Annotated in this window: 21 protein-coding genes; 11 read left to right on the top strand and 10 right to left on the bottom strand. The window is 67.6% G+C overall.

The window, feature by feature from the left end; genetic code table 11:
• Positions 1-54: 54 nt before the first annotated feature.
• From ROP_RS03485 to ROP_RS03470, 4 genes are read right to left on the bottom strand one after another with little or no spacing between them, the layout of a single operon-like run.
• Positions 55-849, bottom strand: coding sequence for an ABC transporter ATP-binding protein (locus ROP_RS03485; protein ID WP_012687969.1), 795 nt, complete (start codon positions 847-849; stop codon positions 55-57).
• Positions 846-1,865 (bottom strand): ABC transporter ATP-binding protein, encoded by a 1,020-nt coding sequence (locus tag ROP_RS03480; RefSeq protein WP_012687968.1) that lies wholly within the window; start codon positions 1,863-1,865, stop codon positions 846-848. Before ROP_RS03480 ends, ROP_RS03485 begins: the two co-directional genes overlap by 4 nt.
• The gene (locus ROP_RS03475; protein WP_012687967.1) at positions 1,858-2,847 is read right to left on the bottom strand and encodes a branched-chain amino acid ABC transporter permease; all 990 of its coding nucleotides are present in this window, start codon (positions 2,845-2,847) and stop codon (positions 1,858-1,860) included. Before ROP_RS03475 ends, ROP_RS03480 begins: the two co-directional genes overlap by 8 nt.
• A 4-nt stretch (positions 2,848-2,851) precedes the next feature.
• Positions 2,852-4,219 carry a branched-chain amino acid ABC transporter permease gene (locus ROP_RS03470; RefSeq protein WP_043824164.1) on the bottom strand — a complete coding sequence of 456 codons (1,368 nt, stop codon included), beginning with the start codon at positions 4,217-4,219 and terminating at the stop codon, positions 2,852-2,854.
• A gap of 224 nt (positions 4,220-4,443) precedes the next feature.
• Between ROP_RS03470 and polA the strand changes: the two genes are divergently transcribed.
• Positions 4,444-7,188 (top strand): DNA polymerase I, encoded by a 2,745-nt coding sequence (gene polA / locus ROP_RS03465; RefSeq protein WP_012687965.1) that lies wholly within the window; start codon positions 4,444-4,446, stop codon positions 7,186-7,188.
• A gap of 19 nt (positions 7,189-7,207) precedes the next feature.
• On the opposite strand, the gene trxA is transcribed toward polA, so the two are convergent.
• Together trxA and ROP_RS03455 are read right to left on the bottom strand one after the other, a co-directional pair.
• Positions 7,208-7,576: a thioredoxin gene (gene trxA, locus ROP_RS03460; RefSeq protein ID WP_005247443.1), complete on the bottom strand. Its 369-nt coding sequence runs from the start codon at positions 7,574-7,576 to the stop codon at positions 7,208-7,210.
• Positions 7,577-7,648: 72 nt separating this feature from the next.
• Entirely contained in the window at positions 7,649-8,647 is a 999-nt protein-coding gene (locus ROP_RS03455; RefSeq protein WP_012687964.1) for a helix-turn-helix domain-containing protein, read from the bottom strand.
• 194 nt (positions 8,648-8,841) lie between these two features.
• Between ROP_RS03455 and ROP_RS03450 the strand changes: the two genes are divergently transcribed.
• Positions 8,842-9,747, top strand: coding sequence for a DMT family transporter (locus ROP_RS03450; RefSeq protein WP_012687963.1), 906 nt, complete (start codon positions 8,842-8,844; stop codon positions 9,745-9,747).
• Here the strand turns inward: ROP_RS03450 and ROP_RS03445 are convergent, their stop codons facing one another.
• A complete protein-coding gene (locus tag ROP_RS03445) occupies positions 9,748-10,269 on the bottom strand; it encodes a 2'-5' RNA ligase family protein (RefSeq protein ID WP_012687962.1) in 522 nt (173 codons plus the stop codon). It abuts the gene before it with no gap.
• 19 nt (positions 10,270-10,288) lie between these two features.
• On the opposite strand from ROP_RS03445, the gene ROP_RS03440 reads away from it, so the two are divergent.
• The 4 genes from ROP_RS03440 to ROP_RS03425 all read left to right on the top strand — a co-directional run bounded on the left by ROP_RS03440 (position 10,289) and on the right by ROP_RS03425 (position 14,224).
• Positions 10,289-11,386, top strand: coding sequence for an isocitrate/isopropylmalate dehydrogenase family protein (locus ROP_RS03440; RefSeq protein WP_012687961.1), 1,098 nt, complete (start codon positions 10,289-10,291; stop codon positions 11,384-11,386).
• Between the two features lie 146 nt (positions 11,387-11,532).
• Positions 11,533-12,462, top strand: a complete 930-nt coding sequence (locus ROP_RS03435; protein WP_012687960.1) for an ABC transporter substrate-binding protein — start codon at positions 11,533-11,535, stop codon at positions 12,460-12,462.
• A gap of 20 nt (positions 12,463-12,482) precedes the next feature.
• A complete protein-coding gene (locus tag ROP_RS03430; protein ID WP_012687959.1) occupies positions 12,483-13,466 on the top strand; it encodes an amino acid ABC transporter permease in 984 nt (327 codons plus the stop codon).
• Positions 13,463-14,224, top strand: a complete 762-nt coding sequence (locus ROP_RS03425) for an amino acid ABC transporter ATP-binding protein (protein ID WP_012687958.1) — start codon at positions 13,463-13,465, stop codon at positions 14,222-14,224. Before ROP_RS03430 ends, ROP_RS03425 begins: the two co-directional genes overlap by 4 nt.
• Positions 14,225-14,263: 39 nt before the next feature.
• On the opposite strand, the gene ROP_RS03420 is transcribed toward ROP_RS03425, so the two are convergent.
• Entirely contained in the window at positions 14,264-15,157 is an 894-nt protein-coding gene (locus tag ROP_RS03420; RefSeq protein WP_012687957.1) for a class I SAM-dependent methyltransferase, read from the bottom strand.
• A 250-nt stretch (positions 15,158-15,407) separates the two neighbouring features.
• Between ROP_RS03420 and rpsA the strand changes: the two genes are divergently transcribed.
• Positions 15,408-16,892: a 30S ribosomal protein S1 gene (gene rpsA, locus ROP_RS03415; protein ID WP_012687956.1), complete on the top strand. Its 1,485-nt coding sequence runs from the start codon at positions 15,408-15,410 to the stop codon at positions 16,890-16,892.
• 152 nt (positions 16,893-17,044) lie between these two features.
• On the opposite strand, the gene ROP_RS03410 is transcribed toward rpsA, so the two are convergent.
• Positions 17,045-17,263: a hypothetical protein gene (locus ROP_RS03410; RefSeq protein WP_012687955.1), complete on the bottom strand. Its 219-nt coding sequence runs from the start codon at positions 17,261-17,263 to the stop codon at positions 17,045-17,047.
• A 168-nt stretch (positions 17,264-17,431) separates the two neighbouring features.
• Between ROP_RS03410 and coaE the strand changes: the two genes are divergently transcribed.
• Positions 17,432-18,646: a dephospho-CoA kinase gene (gene coaE / locus ROP_RS03405; RefSeq protein ID WP_012687954.1), complete on the top strand. Its 1,215-nt coding sequence runs from the start codon at positions 17,432-17,434 to the stop codon at positions 18,644-18,646.
• Between the two features lies 1 nt (position 18,647).
• Here coaE and ROP_RS03400 read toward each other — a convergent pair whose 3' ends face one another.
• Complete coding sequence (locus ROP_RS03400; protein ID WP_012687953.1) at positions 18,648-19,166, bottom strand: DUF402 domain-containing protein; 519 nt, start codon at positions 19,164-19,166, stop codon at positions 18,648-18,650.
• 78 nt (positions 19,167-19,244) lie between these two features.
• Between ROP_RS03400 and uvrB the strand changes: the two genes are divergently transcribed.
• The 3 genes from uvrB to ROP_RS03385 all read left to right on the top strand — a co-directional run bounded on the left by uvrB (position 19,245) and on the right by ROP_RS03385 (position 22,950).
• Complete coding sequence (gene uvrB, locus ROP_RS03395) at positions 19,245-21,407, top strand: excinuclease ABC subunit UvrB (RefSeq protein WP_012687952.1); 2,163 nt, start codon at positions 19,245-19,247, stop codon at positions 21,405-21,407.
• 30 nt (positions 21,408-21,437) lie between these two features.
• Positions 21,438-22,310, top strand: coding sequence for an SCO6745 family protein (locus ROP_RS03390; RefSeq protein ID WP_012687951.1), 873 nt, complete (start codon positions 21,438-21,440; stop codon positions 22,308-22,310).
• A 187-nt stretch (positions 22,311-22,497) separates the two neighbouring features.
• Complete coding sequence (locus tag ROP_RS03385) at positions 22,498-22,950, top strand: universal stress protein (protein ID WP_012687950.1); 453 nt, start codon at positions 22,498-22,500, stop codon at positions 22,948-22,950.
• Positions 22,951-23,013 lie beyond the last annotated feature (63 nt).

Here is a 23,013-nt window from a genome sequence, read left to right as displayed (position 1 = left end):
ACGGACTGTGGGCCAGGGAAACCTGGCCCACAGTCGTGTCCGGAGCCGCCGGGACTACTTCTTCTCCTGGCTGCCCGCGAGCGTGCCGAGGTACAACTCGATCACCTTCGGGTCGTGCATCAGGTTGGGCCCAGAGTCGGTGTAGGCGTTGCGGCCCTGGTCGAGGACGTAGCCGCGGTCGCAGATCTGCAGACACCGGCGGGCGTTCTGTTCCACCATGATCACCGAGACGCCCGCCGCGTTGATCCGCTTGCAGCGGATGAACACCTCGTCCTGGAACATCGGGGAGAGTCCGGCGGACGGCTCGTCGAGCAGCAGCACGGACGGATCCATCATCAGCGCCCGGCCCATCGCAACCATCTGCCGCTCACCGCCGGACAGGGCCCCCGCTTTCACCTTCTTCCGCTCGACGAGCAGCGGGAACAGATCGCCGACGAATGCGAACCTCTCCGCGAACAGCTTGGGGCGCAGATACACCCCCATCTCGAGGTTCTCCTCGATGGTGAGCGAGGGAAAGACGTTCTGCGTCTGCGGGACGTAGCCGACGCCCATCTGCACGAGCACGTGGGCGGGTTTGGACGTGATGTCCTCGCCGCGCAGGGTCACCGAGCCCTCACGGACCGGGATCAACCCGAACAACGACTTCAGGAGCGTGGACTTCCCGGCGCCGTTCGGGCCGATGATGCCGACGATCTCACCCTCGCGCAGGAAGAAATTGCATTCGCGGAGGATGTTGACGCCGGGGATGTAGCCGGCCACCACACCGTCCGCGCGGACGAGGGCGCCCTCGGCGAGCCGGGCGTGTTCCTCGGGTGTGGCCGCGAATTCCGCTGGGGTCGGTTCGGTCATGGGTTCTCACGCCTCAGCTCGGTGATGTCGGGTTCGGAGAGGTCGCCGCCGGTCTCGAGGGTTTCGGCCTCGGCGCTCTCGAGCGCCTCGGCCAGAACGGCGGTCGCGCCCACCGGATTCCCCTCGTCGTCGAATTCGAGTGCCTGATCGTGGTGGCTGCCGAGATACGCGTCGACGACCGCGCTGTTCGACGAGAGGTGTTCCGGGGTGGACTCGGCGATCACACTGCCCTGCGCCATCACCACCACCCAGTCGCTGATGTCGCGGATGACGTCCATGTCGTGTTCGACGAACACGACCGTCATGCCCTCGTCCCGAAGCGATTTGATGTGGCCCAGCAAACTCTGGGTGAGCGCCGGGTTCACTCCGGCCATCGGCTCGTCGAGCATCACCACGGTCGGCTCGGTCATCAGCGCCCGCGCCATCTCGAGCAGCTTGCGCTGACCGCCGGACAGCGAGCCCGCGAGGTCGTCGGACTTGGTGTCGAGTTTGAACCGCGCGAGCAGTTCGTTGGCCCGTTCGGTGACGGCGCGTTCCTGCGCCTTCCACGTCCACGGCAGCAGGGTGTTGAAGATCCGCTCGCCGCGTTGCCCGGTGGCGCCGAGCCGCACGTTGTCGAGCACCGTCAGCTTCGACAGCGCCTTGGTGAGCTGGAACGTCCGGACGACGCCGCGGCGGGCCACCTGGTGCGGATACATCCGGCCGAGGGACTGGCCGTCCATCGACCACGTGCCGCTGTCCGGCCGGTCGAAACCGGTGAGCAGGTTGAACAGGGTCGTCTTGCCCGCGCCGTTCGGACCGATCAGTCCGGTGATGCAGCCGCGCTGGATCTCCAGATGCGCCACGTCGACGGCCCTGAGCCCGCCGAACGTCCGGGACACGTTGTCGACGAGGAGGATCGGGTCGGGCTTGGCCGCGCCGGGGGAGTGCGGGACGTCGGTGAAGATCGAGGCCCGTTCCTCGGCGGTGAGCACGGTGTCGGTCTGCAGATGATCCGGCAGTCTGTGGTCAGGCATTGAGCTGCACCTCCCGCTTGTTGCCCAGTATGCCCTGCGGCCGGAAGATCATCAGCACCGCGATCATGATGCCGAGCAGGACGAACCGCATCGCGCCGACCTGCTGTTCCGTCAGCGGCAGCAGCGGTTCCGGCCCGGAAATGGCCTGTCGCAGCAACGCGTCCGGGATGGCCAGCAGGAACCAGAACAGCATCGCGCCGACCACCGGTCCGAAGACGGTGGCCGCGCCGCCGAGGATGAGGGCGCCGAACGCGAAGAACGTCTGGGCGGTGGAGTAGAAGTCGGGGTTGATCGACTTGGTCTGCAATGCGTTGAACACGCCGCCGAGCCCGCCGATCATGCCGCCGAGGACCAGCGCCTGCATCTTGTAGACGAAGACGTTCTTGCCGAGGGCGCGGGCGGCGTCCTCGTCTTCGCGCACCGCCTTGAGGACGCGGCCCCACGGGCTGTGCGTGAGGAGGTAGACGAACCCGCACAGCACCAGGACGAGAGTCCAGCCGACGACCATCGACCACAGGTCGTCGCCGTAGAACTTCACGCCGAGGAAGTTGTACTGCTTACCCGAGTCGAACGGGCTGAGCGTGGTGAACGGATCGGCGAAGCCGAACAGGCCGTTGGTGGATCCGGTGATGGAATCCGAAGCGGTGGAGCGGAAGATCAGCCGCAGGATCTCGGACGCGGCGATCGTGACGATGGCGAGGTAGTCGGCCCGCAATCGCAGCGTCGGGATGCCGAGGACGACGGCGAGCAACCCGGCGGCGGCGAGACCGACGAGGATGCCGACCCACAGCGGCTGCTGGTAGGTGACGGTCATGATCCCGACGCCGTAGCCACCGAGGAGTGCGAAACCGATCTGGCCGAAGTTCAGCAGCCCGGCGTAGCCGAAGTGCAGGTTGAGGCCGATCGCCAGCAGCGCGTAGAAGATCGCGGACGGGCCGATCAGCTGGGCGAGCGAGACCTGGAGTGCTCCTGTGATGTCCATGCCCTCACCCGATCCTTTGCCGGCTGCCGAGAATGCCCTGAGGCCGGACCACCAGGATGACGATCAAGATGAGCAGTCCTCCGATGTACTTGAGGTCGGGGTTGATCACCAGCGTCGACAGCTGGACGAGCAGACCGACGATCACACAGCCGAGCAGCGCGCCGTAGGCGGTGCCGAGTCCGCCGAGCGTGATGCCGGCGAACATCAGCAGCAGAAGTTTGAAACCCATCTCCCACTGGACGCGGCCGCCGAGTTCGGAGATGCCGAACAGGACGCCGCCGAGTGCGGCCAGGCCGCCGCCGAGCCCCCACACGAAGCGGATCACCCGTTCGACGTCGATGCCGGAGGACGCGGCCAGGTCGCGGTTGTCGGACACGGCGCGCATGGCCTTGCCGATGCGCGTCTTCTGCAGCAGCAGGGCCACTCCGACGAGGACGACGAGGCTGATGCCGATGCACACGAGGTTGGCGTCGGTGATCGCGATCGGACCCCAGTGCCGCTCCACCTGCGCCTGGTAGTCGACGAACGGTTCCGCGCGATCGGAGAAGAAGATCAGGATCAGGTAGCGCAGGGAGATCGCGAGTCCGATCGACACCACCAGCTGGGCGATCAGACCGGTCTTGCGTTTGCGCAGCGGTTTCCAGATCGCGGCGTTGTTCAGCAGGCCGATCAGGATCCCCACGAACACGGCGAGGACGGTCGCCGGGATCAGCTGCACGCCGAACGTCACGTTGATCACCCACGCCGCGACCGCGCCGAGGGTGACGAGTTCGCCGTGCGCGAAGTTCGTCAGGCCGGTGGTGCCATAGATCAAGCTCAGCCCGACACCGGCGATGGCGATGACGAGTCCGAACCGGAGTCCGTCGATGGTCTGGCGAATCAGCTTCTCGTAGAACGGGACCGCGGAACCGGTCCGAGCCTCGCCGAACGAGAAGATCACCGTGTTGGCGCGACCGGCCACCACCTCACGCTCCACCGTGCCCTGCACGCTGACGTCGTCGGGCAGGGAGTCCGCGACGATCTCGAACGTGTACGTGCCGGGCGCGACCTGGAGTTCCCAGCGACCGTTCGACTCCGACGTCGCCTTCGCGACCTCGGTGCCCGACGAGTCGAGGGCGCGCACCTCGACGTCCGCGAGCCGTTCGCCGGCGTTGTTGAGATTGCCGCTGACCCGCACCGCGTTCGCGGGCGGCGCCGGTTGCACACTGGTCGAGGGCGGGGGCGGCGGCGTGGGCTCCTGCGCCGCCGCGGGACCGCCGAAGGCGATCGCCGCGACGAGGCCGAGCAGGACGAGGACGAACGCACGGCCGAGTTGCCGGGTGACCGGACCTCGCCTCGTGTGTTTCCTCGCGGATGTCGGTCGCGTCCTCACTGCTGGGAGTCGCTTCCTCACGGTTGGGGCCACGCAGGTCCTCCGGGGACGTGTAGTCGGTCAGGAACGTGCGGCGACGGACCCGACTACCGAGCCCGTACCGCGATTTCCGGACTCTAACGGCTCCGGTCGCACGAAATGGGGTTCTCGGATTTCCGGCACGTTTCGGTTGGGTATCGCATCCGGCTGATCGGTGTCGGATCCGCTCCCTAGACTGGGCAACCGTGAGCCCTGCAACCACCCCCCGGTCCACCACGTCCCCCGCGTCCGGCGCAGCCGCGCCGTCCGACGATCGCCCCACCCTGATGCTGCTCGACGGCCATTCTCTGGCCTTCCGGGCGTTCTACGCCCTGCCCGCCGAGAACTTCAAGACGCACAGCGGTCAGGTCACCAACGCCGTCTACGGGTTCACGTCGATGTTGATCAACCTCCTGCGCGACGAACAGCCCACCCATGTGGCGGCGGCGTTCGACGTGTCGCGGCAGACGTTCCGGGCCGAGAAGTTCCCCGAGTACAAGGCCAATCGCAGCAAGGCCCCGGACGAGTTCAAGGGGCAGGTCGAGATCACCAAGGACGTCCTCGGGGCCCTCGGCATCCCGGTGATGGCCGAGGAAGGCTTCGAGGCCGACGACATCATCGCCACGCTCACCACCCAGGCCGAGGCGCTCGGCTACCGCGTCCTCGTGGTGACCGGCGACCGGGACTCGCTCCAACTGGTCACCGACGGGGTGACGGTGCTCTACCCGAAGAAGGGCGTCTCGGACCTCACCCGGTTCACGCCGGCGGCGGTCGAGGAGAAGTACGGGCTCACACCTGCGCAGTACCCCGACTTCGCGGCGCTGCGCGGCGACCCGAGCGACAACCTGCCGGGTATCCCCGGGGTGGGGGAGAAGACCGCCACCAAGTGGATCAAGGAGTACGGCGATCTCGTCGGCCTGGTCGACAACGTCGACAAGGTTCGCGGCAAGGTCGGAGACGCGTTGCGGGAGAACCTGCCGAACGTCCTGCTCAACCGTGAGCTGACCGAGATGGTGCGCGACGTCCCCCTGCCGTACACCCCGGACCAGCTGATGCTGGCGCAGTGGGACCGGGAGAAGATCCACGCGCTGTTCGACGACCTCGAGTTCAAGGTGCTGCGCGACCGGCTGTTCGCCACGCTCGCCCCCGTCGAAGCCGAGGCGGAGGAGGGTTTCGAGGTGCGCGGCAGTGCGCTCGAACCGGGTGCCGTCGCGGACTGGCTGTCGTTGCACGCGTCGACGGGCGAGCGTTCCGGTGTGTCGGTGGTCGGCACTCGCACCCCGTACGGCGGCGACGTGACGGCGATCGCCGTCGCGGCCGCCGACGGCGAGGGCGCGTACATCGCCACCGCGTCCGCCACCCCGGAGGACGAGAAGGCACTCGGCGACTGGCTCGCGGACGCGGAGCAGCCGAAGGCGCTGCACGAGGCCAAGTGGGCGATGCACGCGCTCCGCGGCCGCGGCTGGGTGCTCGGCGGTCTCACCAGCGACACCGCGCTGGCCGCCTACCTGGTGCGCCCCGGGCAGCGGACGTTCAACCTCGACGACCTGTCGTTGCGGTACCTGCGCAGGGAGCTGCGGGTGGAGGAGACCGGCCAGGAGCAGCTGTCGCTGCTCGACGACGCCGACCAGGTCGACGCGGAAGCCGCCGAGACCGAAATTCTCAGCGCCCGCGCCGTCCTCGACCTCGCGGCCGCGCTCGACACCGAACTCGACAACATCGAATCGACGGCTCTGCTGTCGGAGATGGAGCTGCCGCTGCTGGAGGTGCTGGCCGTCATCGAGGCGTCCGGTATCGCCGTCGACGGCACCCACCTGCACGACCTGCAGAGCCGGTTCGCGGCCGAGGTGTCCGAGGCGGCGGAGGCGGCCTACGGGGTCATCGGCAAGCAGATCAACCTCGGGTCACCCAAGCAGTTGCAGGTCGTGCTGTTCGACGAGCTGGAGATGCCCAAGACGAAGAAGACGAAGACCGGGTACACCACGGACGCCGAGGCGTTGCAGAATCTGTTCGAGAAGACGTCGCACCCGTTCCTCGAGCACCTGCTCGCGCACCGCGACGCGACGAGGCTGAAGGTGACGGTCGACGGCCTGCTGAAGACGGTCGCCGAGGACGGCCGCATTCACACGACGTTCAACCAGACCGTCGCGGCCACCGGCCGGCTGTCGTCCACCGAGCCCAACCTGCAGAACATCCCGGTGCGCACGGATGCGGGCCGGCAGATCCGGGACGGTTTCGTCGTCGGCGAGGGCTACGACTCCCTGCTCACCGCCGACTACAGCCAGATCGAGATGCGGATCATGGCCCACGTGTCCGGCGACGCGGGGCTGATCGAGGCGTTCAACACCGGCGAAGACCTGCACAGTTTCGTCGGTGCCCGCGCGTTCGGCGTGCCGATCGAGGAGGTCACACCCGAACTGCGCCGCCGCGTGAAGGCGATGTCCTACGGGCTGGCGTACGGGCTGAGCGCGTTCGGTCTGGCTGCGCAGCTCAAGATCTCGACCGAAGAGGCCAAATCGCAGATGGAGGCGTACTTCGCCCGGTTCGGCGGGGTTCGCGACTACCTGCACGAGGTCGTGGAACAGGCCCGCAAGGACGGCTACACGTCGACGCTGTACGGGCGCCGCCGCTACCTTCCCGACCTCACCAGCGACAACCGTCAGCGTCGCGAGGTCGCCGAGCGCGCCGCGCTCAACGCCCCGATCCAGGGCACGGCCGCCGACATCATCAAGGTCGCGATGATCAACGTGCAGCGCTCACTGCGCGAGGCGGGTCTGAAGTCGCGGATGCTGCTCCAGGTCCACGACGAACTCGTGCTCGAGGTCGTCGATTCGGAGCGGGAACAGGTCGAACAGCTGGTCCGCGACAAGATGTCCTCGGCCATCGAGCTGTCGGTGCCGCTGGACGTGTCCGTCGGCACCGGCCGCAGTTGGGACGCCGCCGCACACTAGGCGGCGGCGGCCGGTCGCCCTATTCGGCCGGCGCCTGCTCGGCGATCTGCTTGCGCACCTCGTCCATGTCGAGGGCCTTGACCTGCGTGACCAGATCCTCGAGCGCCGCAGGCGGCAACGCGCCCGGCTGGCTGAACACCAGCACACCCTCCCGGAACGCCATGATGGTCGGGATCGAGCGGATGTTCGCGGCAGCGGCGATGCCCTGCTCCGCCTCGGTGTCGACCTTGGCGTGCACGACGTCGGGGTGCTGCTCCGACGAGGCCTCGAAGGTGGGGGCGAAGGAGCGGCACGGCCCGCACCACGATGCCCAGAAGTCGACCAGAACGACGTCGTTGCCGGTCACGGTCTCGTCGAAGTTCTGCTGAGTCAGAGTCTTGGTGGCCACGTGGGTCCTTTCGGTCGGTGACGGTCTGCCTGTGCAACGCCGCGTCGCCGTCGATTCTTCCCTGCGTGTTTCTCAGCCGGTGCGCTCCGTGTTGCGGAACGTGCGGCGGTATGCCTGCGGGGTGGTGTGGCGTAGCCGCAGGAAATGCTGCCGCAGCACCGCGCCGCCGCCGAAGCCGACCCGTTCGGCGATCACGTCGACCGAGAGGTCCGAGTTCTCGAGCAGGTGCTGCGCGGCCAGAACTCGCTGGTCGCTGAGCCAGCGGGCCGGGGTGGTCCCGGTCTCGGCCTGGAACCGTCGCGCGAACGTCCGCGGCGACATATTCGCCTTGGCCGCCACCGCGGTGACCGTGAGGTCGAGGGCGAGATGTTCGGTCATCCAGTCGAGCAGCGGCCCGAGGGTGTCGATCGTCGTCGACGGCAGCGGCATCGCCACGTACTGGGCCTGGCCGCCGTCCCGGTGCGGCGGGACGACCATGCGCCGGGCGATCACGTTCGCCACCTTGCTGCCCTGTTCCTTGCGCACGATGTGCAGGCACAGGTCGATGCCGGCGGCGGTGCCCGCGCTGGTCAGGACGGGATCGTCGTCGACGTACAGGACGTTCGGGTCGACGGTGGCCGCCGGATGGAGTTCGGCGAGCCGCCGGGCGTGCCGCCAGTGGGTGGTGCACTTGCGTCGGTCCAGCAGTCCCGCCGCCCCGAGCACGAACGCACCGCTGCACAGGCTGGCGACCTTGGCGCCGCGGTCCACCGCGGCCCGGAGTTTGTCGAGGAGAGGATCCAGGTGCGGGGCGGGCTCCCTCGCGCACAGGTAGGAGCCGTCCTCCTCGGCGTAGGTGCCGCCCGCGGGAACGACGATGAGATCGGCGTCGTCGAGGCGGTCGAGGTCGTACGGGACGTCGATGCCGTACCCGAATCGGGTGCGGATGGGTTCCGGTGAGCCGGCGACGAGGGAGAAGTCGTAGGTGGGCAGGCCGTCGTCGGATCGGTCGAACCCGAACACCTCGCAGGCGACGCCGAGCTCGAACGCTTCGGTGAGCGGCATGAGGGGCACGACGACCTTGTTCAGCACGAATCCAGTATGGCAGGAAAACGATCAACTATGTCGTTTCTGCCACTTTTGCTCGGAGGCCGAGGGAACCAGGCTGGAGGCATGACAATCCTGGTCGTGGTACTCCTCGTGTTCCTGGCGCTCGACGCGCTGGCGCTCGCCGGCCGCACGCCCGACACCCACAACGAAGTCATCCAGCACGGAGACTTTCGGTTTTGAGGGGTAATCCGGCGGTCCAGTACGCGGGCACGGCGCTCGCCTGGGGCGCGAGTTTCCTGTTCATCAAGGTCGGCCTCGAGGGCCTGTCCTTCACCCAGGTCGTGCTGTGGCGACTGGTGTTCGGGGCGGTGACCCTCGGCGCCGTCCTCGGAATCACCCGGACGCGGCTGCCGCGCGCAGCGGCGACCTGGGCGCACCTGTCGGTGCTGGCCGTCGCGCAGTGCCTGCTTCCGTGGCTGCTGTTCAGCTGGGCCGAGCAGAGCATCAGTTCGGGCCTGGCCAGCATCTACAACGCCACCACACCGCTGATGACGATGTCGGTGGCCCTGGCGTTCCTGCCGGGGGAGAAGCTCACGGACGCAAAGCTGTTCGGTCTCCTGCTCGGATTCGGCGGTGTGGTCGTCGTGCTGGCGCCGTGGCAGTCGGGGATTCTCGGCAGCGTGCCCGCCCAACTCGCGTGCCTCGGCGCCACCGCGTCCTACGGCGTGGCACTGGTCTACCTGAGGCGGTTCGTCCTCCCGCGCGGGGTGAGTACGCCGACCATCGCGTTCATGCAGGTGTCGATCGCCGCGGCTGCCATGGTGCTCGCCACACCGTGGGCCGCGAGCACGCCGATGCACCTGACCCCCGCGATCGTCGCGTCGATGATCGGGCTCGGGGCGTTCGGCACGGGACTGGCGTTCGTGTGGAACACGAACGTGGTGCGAGGCTGGGGGCCCACCGCGGCGTCCACCGTTACCTACCTGACCCCGGTGGTCGGCGTCGCACTCGGCGCGGTCGCACTCGACGAGCGCATCTCGTGGAACCAGCCGGTCGGGGCGCTCGCGGTGATCGCGGGAATCGTCGTCACCCAACGGTCCTCGCGCAAGGCCGCCGCGACGACCGCCGCGCACACACCGTGATCACGGAGGTGCCGTGACCACCCACTCGCGTTTGGCGTCCCCGTCCCATCGCCGCACCACCGAGGCCCGGCCGACGATGTCGCCGCCGTCGAGCAACCGCGCGGCCTCCGGGATCTGATCCGCGGGCAGTCGCCGCGCGAGGGTCACGTGGGGCGTCCACTCGCCCGGGCGGATGTGCGGAGTGACCTCCGTGGCGTGCTCGGCGAGATCGAACACGCTGCGGTGCAGAGACAGCAGGGCCTTCGACGGCACCACCAGCCGGGACAGCGTGACGTGCCTGCCGCCGAACATCACGAGCCCGCCCAGCCGGACGTGGAACGAGGGCGTCGCGATCCGGCGGCCCAGCAGTTCGTCGATCTCGGGAGGGATGTGGCGTGCCACGAACAGGGTGATGTGGGGCCGATTCGATTCGGCGCGAACCCGGGTGCGGCTGGGCATCCCCGCATCCCACAGGCGTTGCCACTCGGCGCGCACGGCAACGTCGGTCGCTTCGTCGAACAGCAGTTCCACCGACTGGACCATGGTAGGCAATGATGGCCTCATGAGCGGTGCTACGGCAAACATTTCCGGTACCCGGATCGGGGTGCTCCTCGGCGACGGCATCGGTCACGAGATCGTTCCGGCGACCCGGCGGGTGGTCTCGGCCGCGGTGGCCGCGGCCGGGGGCGGCGACGTCGACTGGGTGGAACTGCCGCTCGGCCTGGGTGCCATCGAGTCGCACGGAACGCCGATCCCCGATTCCACGCTCGCCGCGCTGGACGAACTCGACGCCTGGATCCTCGGTCCGCACGACAGCGCTGCCTACCCGGAGCCGTTCCGCGGCAGGCTGACCCCGGGCGGGGTGGTGCGCAAACGTTTCGGCCTCTTCGCCAACCTCCGCCCCGCGCGCTCGCTCGAGGGCGTCGCCGCGACGGTGCCGGACATGGATCTCGTGATCGTCCGGGAGAACACCGAAGGCCTGTACGCGGACCGCAACATGTTCGCCGGCAGCGGCGAGTTCATGCCCACTCCCGACGTGGCGCTGGCCGTCGGCGTCGTGACGAGGCAGGCGTGTGAGCGCATCGCGCACACCGCATTCGCGCTGGCACGCACGCGGAGTCGCCACGTCACGATCGTGCACAAGGCCAACGTGCTGTCGATGACCACCGGACTGTTCCGCGACGTGTGCCGGGAGGTGGGGGAGCGCGACTACCCGGACGTCCGGATCGACGACGAGCACGTCGACGCCATGACGGCGCACCTCGTCCGCCGGGGGCGCGACTTCGACGTCGTCGTGACGGAGAACATGTTCGGCGACATCCTGTCGGACCTGACGGGCGAGCTGTCCGGATCGCTCGGCACGGCCCCGTCGATCAACACTTCCGAGACCCAGGTGATGGCGCAGGCGGCGCACGGAGCGGCCCCCGGCCTCGCGGGCCGCAACCGGGCCAATCCGACGGCCCTGATGCTGTCGGCCGCGATGATGCTCGAGTGGCTGGGGGACCGCCGCGCCGACCGGCAACTCGGCGGCGCGGCCCACCGTATCCGCGACGCGGTCCGTGCGACGATCGCCTCCGGAGTCGCCACGGCTGACCTGGGTGGACTCGCGTCGACCAGCGAGTTCGCCGAGACCGTCCTCGCCCGGACACTGCGTCGCTGAAACCGCCGCCACGGGCCGGGTCAGGCCGTTAATGTTCGGTAACGACGTCCGCAGTTGCGGGTGTCGTGACCTACCGTTCGACTATTCGGAGTTCGAGAGTTCTCCGTCGCCGTAGCTCGCTCGGTGCACCACGATTCTTGGAGGACATGCCAGTGTCTGGTCGATCCGTCTTCGCGCGAGGCCGAGTGGCCCGCACCATCTGTGCGCTGGCGGGTGGCAGTGCTCTGCTGCTCGCCGGCTGTGCCAGCAACACCGAGGGCGGCGGCTCGCCGTCCGGAGAAGACACCGTCGCCGTGGAAGTCGACAAGGTGGATGCCATCGCGGCGACACTGCCGGAGAAGATCGCCTCGTCCGGCAAGATCATCGTCGGCGTGAACATTCCCTACTCGCCCAACGAGTTCAAGGACCCGAGCGGCAAGATCGTCGGCTTCGACGTCGACCTCGTGGACGCCGTGGGCAAGGTCCTCGGCGTGACACCGGAGTACACGGAAGCGGACTTCGACAAGATCATCCCGTCGATCCAGGCCGGCAGCTACGACATGGGTATGTCGTCGTTCACCGACACCAAGGAACGCGAGCAGTCGGTCGACTTCACCACATACTTCAGCGCCGGAGTGCAGTGGGCGCAGCCCGCCGGGAAGTCCGTCGACCCCACCAACGCGTGCGGCCTGCGGGTGGGCGTGCAGACCACCACCATCGAGGACCTCGAGGAGGTGCCCGCCAAGAGTGCGGCGTGCGTCGCCGCCGGTAAGCCGCCCATCGAGATCGTGAAGTTCGACAGCCAGGACGACGCCGCCAACGCCGTCGCCCTCGGCAAGGTCGACGCGATGTCCGCCGACTCGCCCGTCACCGCGTACGCGATCAAGCAGAGTGACGGCAAGATCGAGGCCGCGGGCGAGGTCTTCGACGCCGCGCCGTACGGCTGGCCCGTCGCGAAGGGCTCGCCGCTCGCGCAGACCCTCCAGCAGGCGCTGCAACACCTCATCGACGACGGCACCTACCGGACGATCGCGGAGAACTGGGGAGTCGAGGCGGGCGTCATCACCACGTCCCAGATCAACGGCGCCACGAGCTGAGCGGTTGACGAGTGTCTGACGTGGAGAAGGCTCCGGACCGGCCGGGCACCGAGACGGGGCAGGAACCGGAACCCATCAAGGCGATCCCGCTGCGGCGGCCGGGCCGGTGGATCGCCGCGATCGTCGTCGGCCTGCTGCTGGCGCTGTTCGTCAACGGTGCGCGCACCAACGAGGCGTACCGGTGGGACGTCTACGCCCAGTATCTGTTCGACGCCCGGATTTCGGCCGCCGCATGGAACACCATCCAGCTGACGATCCTGTCGATGGCCATCGCCATCGTGCTCGGCGTCGTGCTCGCCGTCATGCGGCTGTCGCCGAACCCGGTGCTGAAGGCGGCGTCGTGGGGGTACCTGTGGATCTTCCGCGGCACCCCGGTCTACGTGCAGTTGGTGTTCTGGGGACTGTTCCCGTCGATCTACAAGCAACTGGATCTGGGAATCCCCTTCGTCCACCAGTTCGTGCACATCGACCTGCAGGGAATCAACGCGGCATTCCTGTTCGCGGTGATCGGCCTGGGACTCAACGAGGCCGCGTACATGGCCGAGATCGTCCGCGCCGGCGTGAACTCGGTCGCCGAGGGGCAGTCCGAGGCGTCGGTGGCGCTCGGCATGACGTGGTCGCAGACCATGCGTCGCACGGTTCTGCCGCAGGCCATGCGGGTGATCATCCCGCCCACCGGCAACGAGCTGATCAGCATGCTGAAGACGACGTCGCTGGTCACGGCGGTGCCGTACAGCCTGGAGTTGTACGGACGTGCCAGAGACATCTCGGGCGCGAACTTCCAGCCCATCCCGCTGCTGATGGTGGCCGCCACCTGGTACCTCGCCATCACCAGTCTGCTCATGATCGGCCAGTTCTACCTGGAGCGGTATTACTCGAAGGGGGCGTCCCGCAAGCTCACGCCGCGGCAACTGCAGGCGCTCGCCGACGCGCAGGGCAAGCCGCTGGTGATCGAACCCGGCCCCGAGACCCTGCCCGACACACCCGGAGGGGAACGACGATGACGCCGATGGTCAAGGCGGACCGGGTCTGCAAGAACTTCGGGGCGCTGAAAGTACTCAAAGGTGTCTCCCTGGAGATCGGCGCCGGCCAGGTCCTGTGCCTGGTCGGTCCGTCCGGCTCCGGGAAGTCGACGTTCCTGCGGTGCATCAATCACCTCGAGCAGGTCAACGCCGGCCGGCTGTACGTCGACGGCGAGATCGTCGGGTACTCCGAGCGGGGCGGCAAGCTCTACGAACTCCACCCCCGGGCGGCGGCGAAACAGCGCCGCGACATCGGGATGGTCTTCCAGCACTTCAACCTCTTCCCGCACCGGACGGCCCTCGAGAACATCATCGAGGCACCCATCCAGGTGAAGAAGCTGAGCAAGAAGAAGGCGCTCGAACGGGCCCGGGATCTCCTCGACCAGGTGGGCCTGAGCGAGAAGGCGGACGCGTATCCCGCGCAACTGTCGGGCGGACAGCAGCAGCGCGTCGCCATCGCCCGCGCGCTGGCGATGGATCCCAAGCTGATGCTGTTCGACGAGCCGACGTCCGCCCTCGACCCGGAGTTGGTGGGGGAGGTGCTCACCGTGATGAAGGATCTCGCGGCAGGCGGCATGACCATGGTCGTCGTCACCCACGAGATGGGCTTTGCCCGCGAGGTGGCCGACCAGTTGGTGTTCATGGACGCGGGCGTCGTCGTCGAGTCCGGTAATCCCCGGGAATTGCTGGCCAATCCCCAGCACGACCGCACCAAGGCGTTCCTGTCGAAGCTGCTGTAGTGGCCTTCGGCCCCGTGAGTACTTGTCAACCGCGGGCGGTTAACAAGTACTTACGGGTTTGCGGCAGCTGAAGATGGCGGTGCCGGGGAAGATCTGCCCGCGCAGCGGGCTCCACTGCCCCCATTCGCGGTCGAGCCATTCGGGCCACTCCGGCTCGATGATGTCGCGCACCTCCAGCCCGGCCGCGACGATCTCGCGGACCCGGTCGCCGATGGTCCGGTGGTGCTCGACGTAGGTGGGGACGCCGTCGCCGTCGACCTCCACGTACGGCGTGCGGTCGAAGTAGGGGAGCGAGGCGGTCAGCCCGCGCGGTCCCGGGTCGTCCGGGAAGATCCATCGGATCGGGTGGTTGACGGCGAACACCCACAGCCCGCCGGGCCGAAGGACCCGGGCGACCTCACTCATGACCTGTTGTGAGTCCGCCACGAACGGAACTGCGCCGAAAGCCGAACACGCGAGGTCGAAGCTCGCGTCGGCGAAGGGGAGGTGCTCGGCCCCCGCATGTACGAGCGGCACCGCCGGGCCGCCCGCCCGCATGGCCTCGACGCCGCGGGTCAGCATCGACATGGACAGATCGAGCCCGACGACGCGGGCGCCCTGGCCGGCGAGCCACCGAGCACAGGGTGCGGAGCCGCAGCCGACCTCGAGGACGTCCTTGCCCGCGACGTCCCCGAGGAGGTGGTAGTCACCCTCGTGGAGCCCCTCCGGGCACCACACGAACTCACCCCGGGTCGAGTCGACGCCGAGGAACTCGCCGTGCGTGCGGTGGTAGTCGTCCGCGTCGGCGTCCCACCAAGCCCGGCTCGCGCGTTCGCTGGACTCGGAATCGACGCGGACGCGGCTCACTCCCGACGTTCCGAGGACGCTGTTGGCGGTGCCGTGGCGGTCGTCTTCGGGGGAGAGGGGAGAATCGGGCGGGCGCGGATCGGACATGGGCAACAGACTAGAACGTGGGACGGTGCCCGGGTTTGCCCAGCTTGCCCAGGGGCGCGTAGCCTATTCCACGCGAGTGTCTATGTGTGCGGCATCGGATCGGTTCAGTTCGAGTTCGTTCGGTTCCAGTCGGGTGTCGTTCATTGCGCTTGCGGTGATCTGATGTCGGCGGGAATGTTCCGTCGGTTCAGGTTGCTTGTCCGACAGAACACCATCAACCGACCACAACCCGTCCGGAGCAACTCAACACATGCCCTCCACCACCGTGACCTCGCCGCAGGTAGCCGTCAACGACATCGGCTCCGCCGAGGACTTCCTCGCCGCCATCGACGCAACGATCAAGTACTTCAACGATGGCGACATCGTCGAAGGCACCATCGTCAAGGTCGATCGCGACGAGGTCCTGCTCGACATCGGTTACAAGACCGAAGGCGTCATCCCTTCCCGTGAGCTCTCCATCAAGCACGACGTCGACCCCAACGAGGTCGTCTCCGTGGGCGATGAGGTCGAAGCTCTCGTCCTCACCAAGGAGGACAAGGAAGGCCGACTGATCCTGTCGAAGAAGCGCGCTCAGTACGAGCGTGCCTGGGGCACCATCGAGGAGCTCAAGGAGAAGGACGAGGCCGTCAAGGGCACCGTCATCGAGGTCGTCAAGGGCGGCCTGATCCTCGACATCGGCCTGCGTGGCTTCCTTCCCGCTTCGCTCGTCGAGATGCGCCGTGTCCGCGACCTCCAGCCGTACGTCGGCAAGGAGATCGAGGCCAAGATCATCGAGCTCGACAAGAACCGCAACAACGTCGTCCTCTCGCGCCGCGCATGGCTCGAGCAGACGCAGTCCGAGGTTCGCAGCGAGTTCCTGCACCAGCTGCAGAAGGGCCAGGTCCGCAAGGGCGTCGTGTCCTCCATCGTCAACTTCGGTGCCTTCGTGGACCTGGGCGGCGTCGACGGCCTGGTGCACGTGTCCGAGCTGTCCTGGAAGCACATCGACCACCCGTCCGAGGTTGTCGAGGTCGGCACCGAGGTCACGGTCGAGGTTCTCGACGTCGACCTGGACCGCGAGCGCGTCTCCCTCTCGCTCAAGGCCACGCAGGAAGACCCGTGGCGTCAGTTCGCCCGCACGCACGCCATCGGCCAGATCGTGCCCGGCAAGGTCACGAAGCTGGTTCCGTTCGGTGCCTTCGTGCGCGTCGAAGAGGGAATCGAAGGCCTCGTCCACATCTCCGAGCTGGCCGAGCGCCACGTGGAGGTCCCGGACCAGGTCGTCGGTGTCAACGACGACGCACTCGTCAAGGTCATCGACATCGACCTCGAACGTCGTCGCATCTCGCTGTCGCTGAAGCAGGCCAACGAGGACTACAACGCCGAGTTCGATCCGTCCAAGTACGGCATGGCGGACAGCTACGACGAGCAGGGCAACTACATCTTCCCCGAGGGCTTCGATCCCGAGACCAACGAATGGCTCGAGGGCTTCGACAAGCAGCGGGAAGAGTGGGAGAACCGCTACGCCGAGGCTGAGCGTCGTCACAAGATGCACACCGCTCAGATGGAGAAGACCGCTGCAGACGAGGCCGCCGAGGCTGCCACTGCTGCTGCCGGCTACTCCTCCGAGTCGGGTGCCGGCGACGCCGACGCCGCTTCGTCCTCCAGCTCCTCGTCGTCCGAGTCGGCCGGTGGATCGCTGGCCAGCGACGCACAGCTCGCCGCTCTGCGCGAGAAGCTGTCGGGCAACGCCTAGCAAGTCCGCCTGACTCGTCAGGCACAGTCGACAACCCCGCTCCTGCACTGCAGGGGCGGGGTTTCGTCGTGTCAGGACCCGTGTTGTTTCAAGGATCTGAATACGACTGTGGCCCAACCTCTTCGGAGGTCGGGCCACAGTGCGGGGGTGCGTCAGTTCGCGGTTGCGGGAATCCAGTAGCCGGACGAGGACTGCACCTCGGTGCGCTTGCGCATCGTCGCGAAGCTGTGCCTGCCCTGGCTGATGAGGGCGGTGAGCCAGGTCCGGCGATGCTCGGCGAGCGCGGAGGCTACCTCGGGAATCTCGATGCAATGCACCCCGCCTGCCATGCCGAGGCGGTGCCGACCGAACTGGTTGCGGTGATCGCGCATGGCGTTCCTCTTCTTCGAGAAGGTGCAGGTCGGTGCGTTCGCTCGAACATAACCGAACGTGTCGGCCTTCTGTGGTATTTGGGGCAGGTGAGTCTGCTGAGCGGGAAGTGAGTGGAGATCGGCGAGGGACGTGGGTCGTCGCTCCGGGGCAGGTGCGACACTGGGGGCGTGTTGAGAATCGGCCTCACTGGAGGCATAGGAGCCGGTAAGTCCACCGTGTCGAAGGTCCTCGCCGAACTCGGGGCGGTGATCGTCGACGCCGATCTGATCGCGCGGGAGGTCGTCGAACCCGGAACGCAAGGCCTCGCTGCTCTCGTCGACCGGTTCGGCGAGGAGATCCTGACGGCGGACGGCGCGCTCGACCGGCCCGCCCTGGCAGCGCGCGCCTTCGCCGACGAAGAATCGCGGCTGGCGCTGAATTCAATCGTCCACCCGCTGGTCGGGGCGCGTACCACCGAGACGATCGAGTCGGCGCCGGAGGACGCGGTGCTCGTTCAGGACATTCCGTTGCTGGTCGAGGGTGGAATGGGGGCCGCGTTCCATCTGGTCGTCGTCGTGTTCGTCGATGCCGAGGACCGGGTGCGGCGGCTCGTCGGATCGCGGGGAATGTCCGAGTCCGACGCGCGTGCACGGATCGCCGCTCAGGCGGACGACGATCAGCGGCGGGCGGCGGCCGACGTTCGGCTCGACAACAGCGGCGCCCCGGGCGCGCTCGAGCCGGAGGTCCGGGCGTTGTGGGCCGAGCGTCTGGTGCCGTTCGAGTCCAACATCCGCACGCGGACCGTCGTGCGGGTGCTGCCCGAACTCGCCTCGCCGAATCCGCAGTGGCCGGCCCAGGCCGACCGGCTGATCGCCCGGTTGCGGCTGGTGTGCGGCGACCGTGCCGTCCGGATCGACCACATCGGGTCGACGGCCGTGGAGGGGCTGCCTGCCAAGGACGTCATCGACGTCCAGGTGACGGTGGCGAACCTCGAGGTCGCGGACGAACTCGCGGAATCACTCGCCGCCGCCGGGTTCCCCCGTATCGAGCACATCACCGCCGACGACCCGAAGCCCGCATACCAGGGCGGCGAGACCGATCCGGCGCTGTGGGGCAAACGAATCCACGGCGGCGCCGATCCGGGGCGGCCCGTGAACATCCACCTCCGGGTCGACGGGTGGCCCGGGCAGCAGTTCGCGCTCGTGTTCCGGGACTGGCTCCGCGCGGACACCGATGCGCGCGCCGAGTATCTCGCGGTCAAGGAGGCCGCGGCGGAGAAGGCGGCCGGTCACGCCGACTACCAGGACGCGATCACCGCCTACGTCGACGCGAAGACGCCGTGGTTCGACCGCGCGTATCACCGGGCGTGGCAGTGGGCCGAGCAGACCGGCTGGAGCGCATAGGTCACCGCCAGTCGATCGGCATGCCGATCGAGGCCAGCCATCCGCCGAGGTCGTGGCCGTGTGCGGCGATTCCGTCGATCGCCGTGGTGGCGGTGAGGATCGCCTGCTCGGCCGTCGCGGCGTCGAGCAGGCCGGTGCGGTGCGCCTCCATCAGTTCGTCGACGTCGAGGAGTTCGGTGTCCCGGCCGGTGCGGATGACCAGATCCAGGTAGTGATCCTCCGACTTCCACACGTTCTCGCCCCGGGTGAAGGTGCCGACGTCGACGTAGTGGTCCTGATCGCGCTGGTGGTACGGGTGGTAGTGGAAGATCGACGCGCGCAGCCCCAGGTCGGGAAGCAACCACGACTCCAGGTAGTGGAACTGCCGGTGGTCCGCGGTGCGTGCCATGTACAGCCCCCACGGCTCGACGCGGTAGTGGTCGACGTGACGGACGAAACCCTTGGGGTCGGTGTTGGTGTGATCGCGGAGGTCGAAGTATTCGACCTTCGGTGGGTGGATGTCGGTGCTCGCGCCTGCCATGGCACGGAACCTACCGCGTTTTTCAGCCGGTGGAGATCGCGCGGGAAGTTTGTCGGCACCTCGGCCTACCCTGGTTGCATGGCGTTTGCATCCGAGCACCCCGTGGTGGCACATTCCGAGTTCCGTCCCATCGGGGAGATCGAGCGGTCGGAGGCGCGTTTCGAGGTCGTCAGCGACCACAAACCGGCCGGCGACCAGCCGACTGCGATCGCGGATCTGGAACGGCGCATCAACGCGGGTGAGAAAGACGTGGTCCTGCTCGGCGCCACCGGTACGGGTAAGTCGGCGACCACGGCGTGGCTGATCGAGAAGGTGCAGCGACCCACGCTGGTGATGGCGCCCAACAAGACGCTCGCCGCGCAGTTGGCCAACGAGTTGCGCGACATGCTGCCGAACAACTCCGTCGAGTATTTCGTCTCGTACTACGACTACTACCAGCCCGAGGCGTACATCGCGCAGACCGACACCTACATCGAGAAGGACTCGTCGATCAACGACGACGTCGAGCGTTTGCGGCACTCCGCGACGTCGAGCCTGCTCTCGCGGCGGGACGTGGTCGTGGTGGCGTCCGTGTCGTGCATCTACGGCCTCGGCACTCCGCAGTCCTACCTCGACCGCTCGGTGCAGCTCGAGGTCGGTGTGGAGGTGCCGCGCGACGCCCTCCTGAGGTTGCTGGTCGACGTGCAGTACACCCGCAACGACCTGGCGTTCACCCGCGGGTCCTTCCGGGTGCGCGGCGACACGGTCGAGATCATTCCCTCGTACGAGGAACTGGCGGTGCGAATCGAGTTCTTCGGCGACGAGATCGAGGCTCTCTACTACCTGCACCCACTCACCGGGGACGTCGTGCGGAAGGTCGACTCGGTGCGCATCTTCCCGGCCACGCACTACGTCGCCGGTCCGGAGCGGATGGAACGTGCCGTCAAAGACATCGAAGCCGAACTCGAGGAGCGGCTCGCCGACCTCGAGAACAAGGGCAAGCTGCTCGAGGCGCAGCGGCTCCGGATGCGCACCCAGTACGACCTCGAGATGATCAAACAGGTCGGGTTCTGCTCCGGCATCGAGAACTACTCGCGGCACATCGACGGTCGTGGACCGGGCACGGCGCCCGCAACGCTGATCGACTACTTCCCGGAGGATTTCCTCCTCGTCATCGACGAGTCGCACGTGACGGTCCCGCAGATCGGTGCGATGTACGAGGGCGACATGTCGCGCAAGCGGAACCTGGTCGAGTTCGGTTTCCGGTTGCCGTCCGCCACCGACAACCGCCCGCTGACGTGGGAGGAGTTCACCCAGCGCATCGGGCAGACGGTGTATCTGTCGGCCACACCCGGCAAGTACGAGCTGGGGCAGGCCGGCGGCGAGTTCGTCGAGCAGGTCATCCGCCCGACCGGGCTCGTCGATCCCGAGGTGGTCGTCAAACCGACCAAGGGACAGATCGACGACCTGGTGCACGAGATCCGTGAACGCGCGGACCGCGACGAGCGTGTTCTCGTCACCACGTTGACGAAGAAGATGGCGGAAGACCTCACCGACTACCTCCTCGAGCTCGGTATCCGGGTGCGATACCTGCACTCGGACATCGACACGTTGCGGCGCGTCGAGCTGCTCCGGCAGCTGCGGCTGGGGGAGTACGACGTTCTGGTGGGTATCAACCTGCTGCGGGAGGGCCTCGACCTACCCGAGGTCTCGCTGGTGGCCATCCTCGACGCCGACAAGGAGGGCTTCCTCCGGAGTTCGACGAGCCTCATCCAGACGATCGGCCGTGCGGCTCGAAACGTCTCCGGTCAGGTGCACATGTACGCCGACAAGATCACCGACTCGATGCAGCACGCGATCGAGGAGACCGAGCGGCGTCGTGAGAAGCAGATCGCCTACAACGAGAAGATGGGTGTCGATCCGCAGCCGCTGCGGAAGAAGATCGCCGACATCCTCGACCAGGTCTACGAGGAAGCCGAGGACACCGCCAGTGGAGTCGACGTCGGCGGTTCCGGCCGCAACGCCACCCGTGGGCGTCGTGCGCAGGGCGAGGCGGGGCGGTCGGTCAGCGCCGGTGTGTACGAGGGCCGCGACACGAAGTCGATGCCGAGGGCGGAATTGGCCGACCTGGTCAAGGAATTGACCGATCAGATGATGAACGCCGCCCGTGATCTGCAGTTCGAACTCGCCGGGCGGCTGCGCGACGAGATCGCCGATCTGAAGAAGGAGTTGCGCGGCATGGATGCCGCGGGCCTGAAATAGCGAGGGCGCCGAGGCAGTACGGTCGCACATATGGATGCACACAACGCAGGTCGCACCGCCCGGTCCCTGGAATTGCTTCATTCGCTCAGCTACTTCGTTCCCGAGGTCGAGGATCGGCTGGTCGAGGCGGGGCTCGAACCGGGCCGGATGAGCTACTTCGCCGGACGTTCCGCGCCGATGGGTGCGGTCGGCGCGGGCGTTGTCACGGCAACGTTCTTCAACTTCAGTCCCGCCGCAGTCGCGTCGATCATTCCGCGTGCCTGGGGCCTGGCCACGCCCGCGGCGATCGTCGAGGCCCGGTACCGCGCGGTCGGCGAGGCGTACGTGCGACTGCTCGGTGAATCGGTGACGACGTCGCCGGAGATGGCCGAGGCGGCCGAACTGGCGTCGATCGCGGCGCGGGGGATTCCCGGTGTCGAAGGCAGGCCGCTCTGCGCGGGCTACACGGAAGTGGAGTGGCCGGACTCACCGCACCTCGCGTTCTGGCACGCCCTCACCGTGCTGCGGGAGTACCGCGGCGACGGTCACATCGCCGCCCTGCAGACGGCGGGCCTCAGCGGACTCGAATCGCTGATCACCCACACCGCGACCGGGTACGGGTTCCAGAAGAAGTTCGCGATCACCCGCCGCGCCTGGACGCAGGATCAGTGGGACTCCGCATGCGACAGTCTGCGCGACCGGGAGATCCTGGACGCCCGGGGTGAACTCACCGCCGAAGGCAAGGAACTGCGGGAACTGGTCGAGGATCTCACCGACGATCTCGCGCTGGCGCCGTGGGCGGCACTGGGGGAGGACGGTGCGGCCCGGCTCGTCGAACTCGCGACCCCGTGGCGCGACGCGGTCGTCGCGGCGGGCGTGTTCCCGGCCGGCGTCTTCGGTCCCAAAGTCCCCGTGTCCCGCTGACACCGATCACAGCCCGGGCCCACGGAAAATGTGATCCGTCATGCACTGGGGATATCCCCTGTGGCATGTGTTGCAAATGCACCTATGAGGGCATCGAGGCGGCTAGGGTCAGCGCAGTGGCTGCTGGGTCCAGGCATACGTGTGTCCGGACCCCGGCCGATCGACCACCGCAGACATGGAGGAATGAATGAGCGCCTACCGGACCGTTGTCGTCGGAACCGATGGCTCCGAGTCGTCGTTTCTGGCCGTCGAGAAGGCTGCCGCCATCGCGGGGGACGCCGGTGCCAAGCTGATCATCGCCTGCGCGTACTACCCGGCCGATCCCAAGGACGTCGGATCGGCGGCCGACGCGCTCGGTGACGAGGCCTACCAGATCACCGGTTCGGCGCCGACGTATGAGATCCTGCGCACCGCGAAGGAGCGTGCCCACGCCGCCGGCGCCAAGGAGGTCGTCGAACGCGCTGTCGTCGGCGCCCCCGTCGAGTCGCTGCTGAACCTGGTCGACGAGGTCGAGGCCGGTCTCCTCGTGATCGGCAACCGTGGACTCAACACCCTCACTGGGCGGCTCCTGGGCTCCGTTCCGTCCGATGCTGCGCGCAAGTCCACGTCCGACGTCCTCATCGTTCACACGGTGCGCTGACCCCGGACCGATCAGCAGTAATTCGCCTCGGCGACGTCGGATTCCGGCCTCACCACCGAACAG

It is taken from the genome of Rhodococcus opacus B4 (assembly GCF_000010805.1).
GTDB lineage: Bacteria > Actinomycetota > Actinomycetes > Mycobacteriales > Mycobacteriaceae > Rhodococcus_F > Rhodococcus_F opacus_C.
This window is presented reverse-complemented; position numbering and strand designations above follow the sequence as displayed.

What these genes read in the sequence shown, in the direction of transcription:
- ROP_RS03485 (WP_012687969.1), bottom strand. Translation starts at nt 849, where the DNA reads ATGACCGAACCGACCCCAGCGGAATTCGCGGCCACACCCGAGGAACAC.
- ROP_RS03480 (WP_012687968.1), bottom strand. Translation starts at nt 1,865, where the DNA reads ATGCCTGACCACAGACTGCCGGATCATCTGCAGACCGACACCGTGCTC.
- ROP_RS03475 (WP_012687967.1), bottom strand. Translation starts at nt 2,847, where the DNA reads ATGGACATCACAGGAGCACTCCAGGTCTCGCTCGCCCAGCTGATCGGC.
- ROP_RS03445 (WP_012687962.1), bottom strand. Translation starts at nt 10,269, where the DNA reads ATGGTCCAGTCGGTGGAACTGCTGTTCGACGAAGCGACCGACGTTGCC.
- ROP_RS03440 (WP_012687961.1), top strand. Translation starts at nt 10,289, where the DNA reads ATGAGCGGTGCTACGGCAAACATTTCCGGTACCCGGATCGGGGTGCTC.
- ROP_RS03435 (WP_012687960.1), top strand. Translation starts at nt 11,533, where the DNA reads ATGCCAGTGTCTGGTCGATCCGTCTTCGCGCGAGGCCGAGTGGCCCGC.
- ROP_RS03425 (WP_012687958.1), top strand. Translation starts at nt 13,463, where the DNA reads ATGACGCCGATGGTCAAGGCGGACCGGGTCTGCAAGAACTTCGGGGCG.
- ROP_RS03420 (WP_012687957.1), bottom strand. Translation starts at nt 15,157, where the DNA reads ATGTCCGATCCGCGCCCGCCCGATTCTCCCCTCTCCCCCGAAGACGAC.
- rpsA (WP_012687956.1), top strand. Translation starts at nt 15,408, where the DNA reads ATGCCCTCCACCACCGTGACCTCGCCGCAGGTAGCCGTCAACGACATC.
- ROP_RS03410 (WP_012687955.1), bottom strand. Translation starts at nt 17,263, where the DNA reads ATGCGCGATCACCGCAACCAGTTCGGTCGGCACCGCCTCGGCATGGCA.
- ROP_RS03400 (WP_012687953.1), bottom strand. Translation starts at nt 19,166, where the DNA reads ATGGCAGGCGCGAGCACCGACATCCACCCACCGAAGGTCGAATACTTC.
- uvrB (WP_012687952.1), top strand. Translation starts at nt 19,245, where the DNA reads ATGGCGTTTGCATCCGAGCACCCCGTGGTGGCACATTCCGAGTTCCGT.
- ROP_RS03390 (WP_012687951.1), top strand. Translation starts at nt 21,438, where the DNA reads ATGGATGCACACAACGCAGGTCGCACCGCCCGGTCCCTGGAATTGCTT.
- ROP_RS03385 (WP_012687950.1), top strand. Translation starts at nt 22,498, where the DNA reads ATGAGCGCCTACCGGACCGTTGTCGTCGGAACCGATGGCTCCGAGTCG.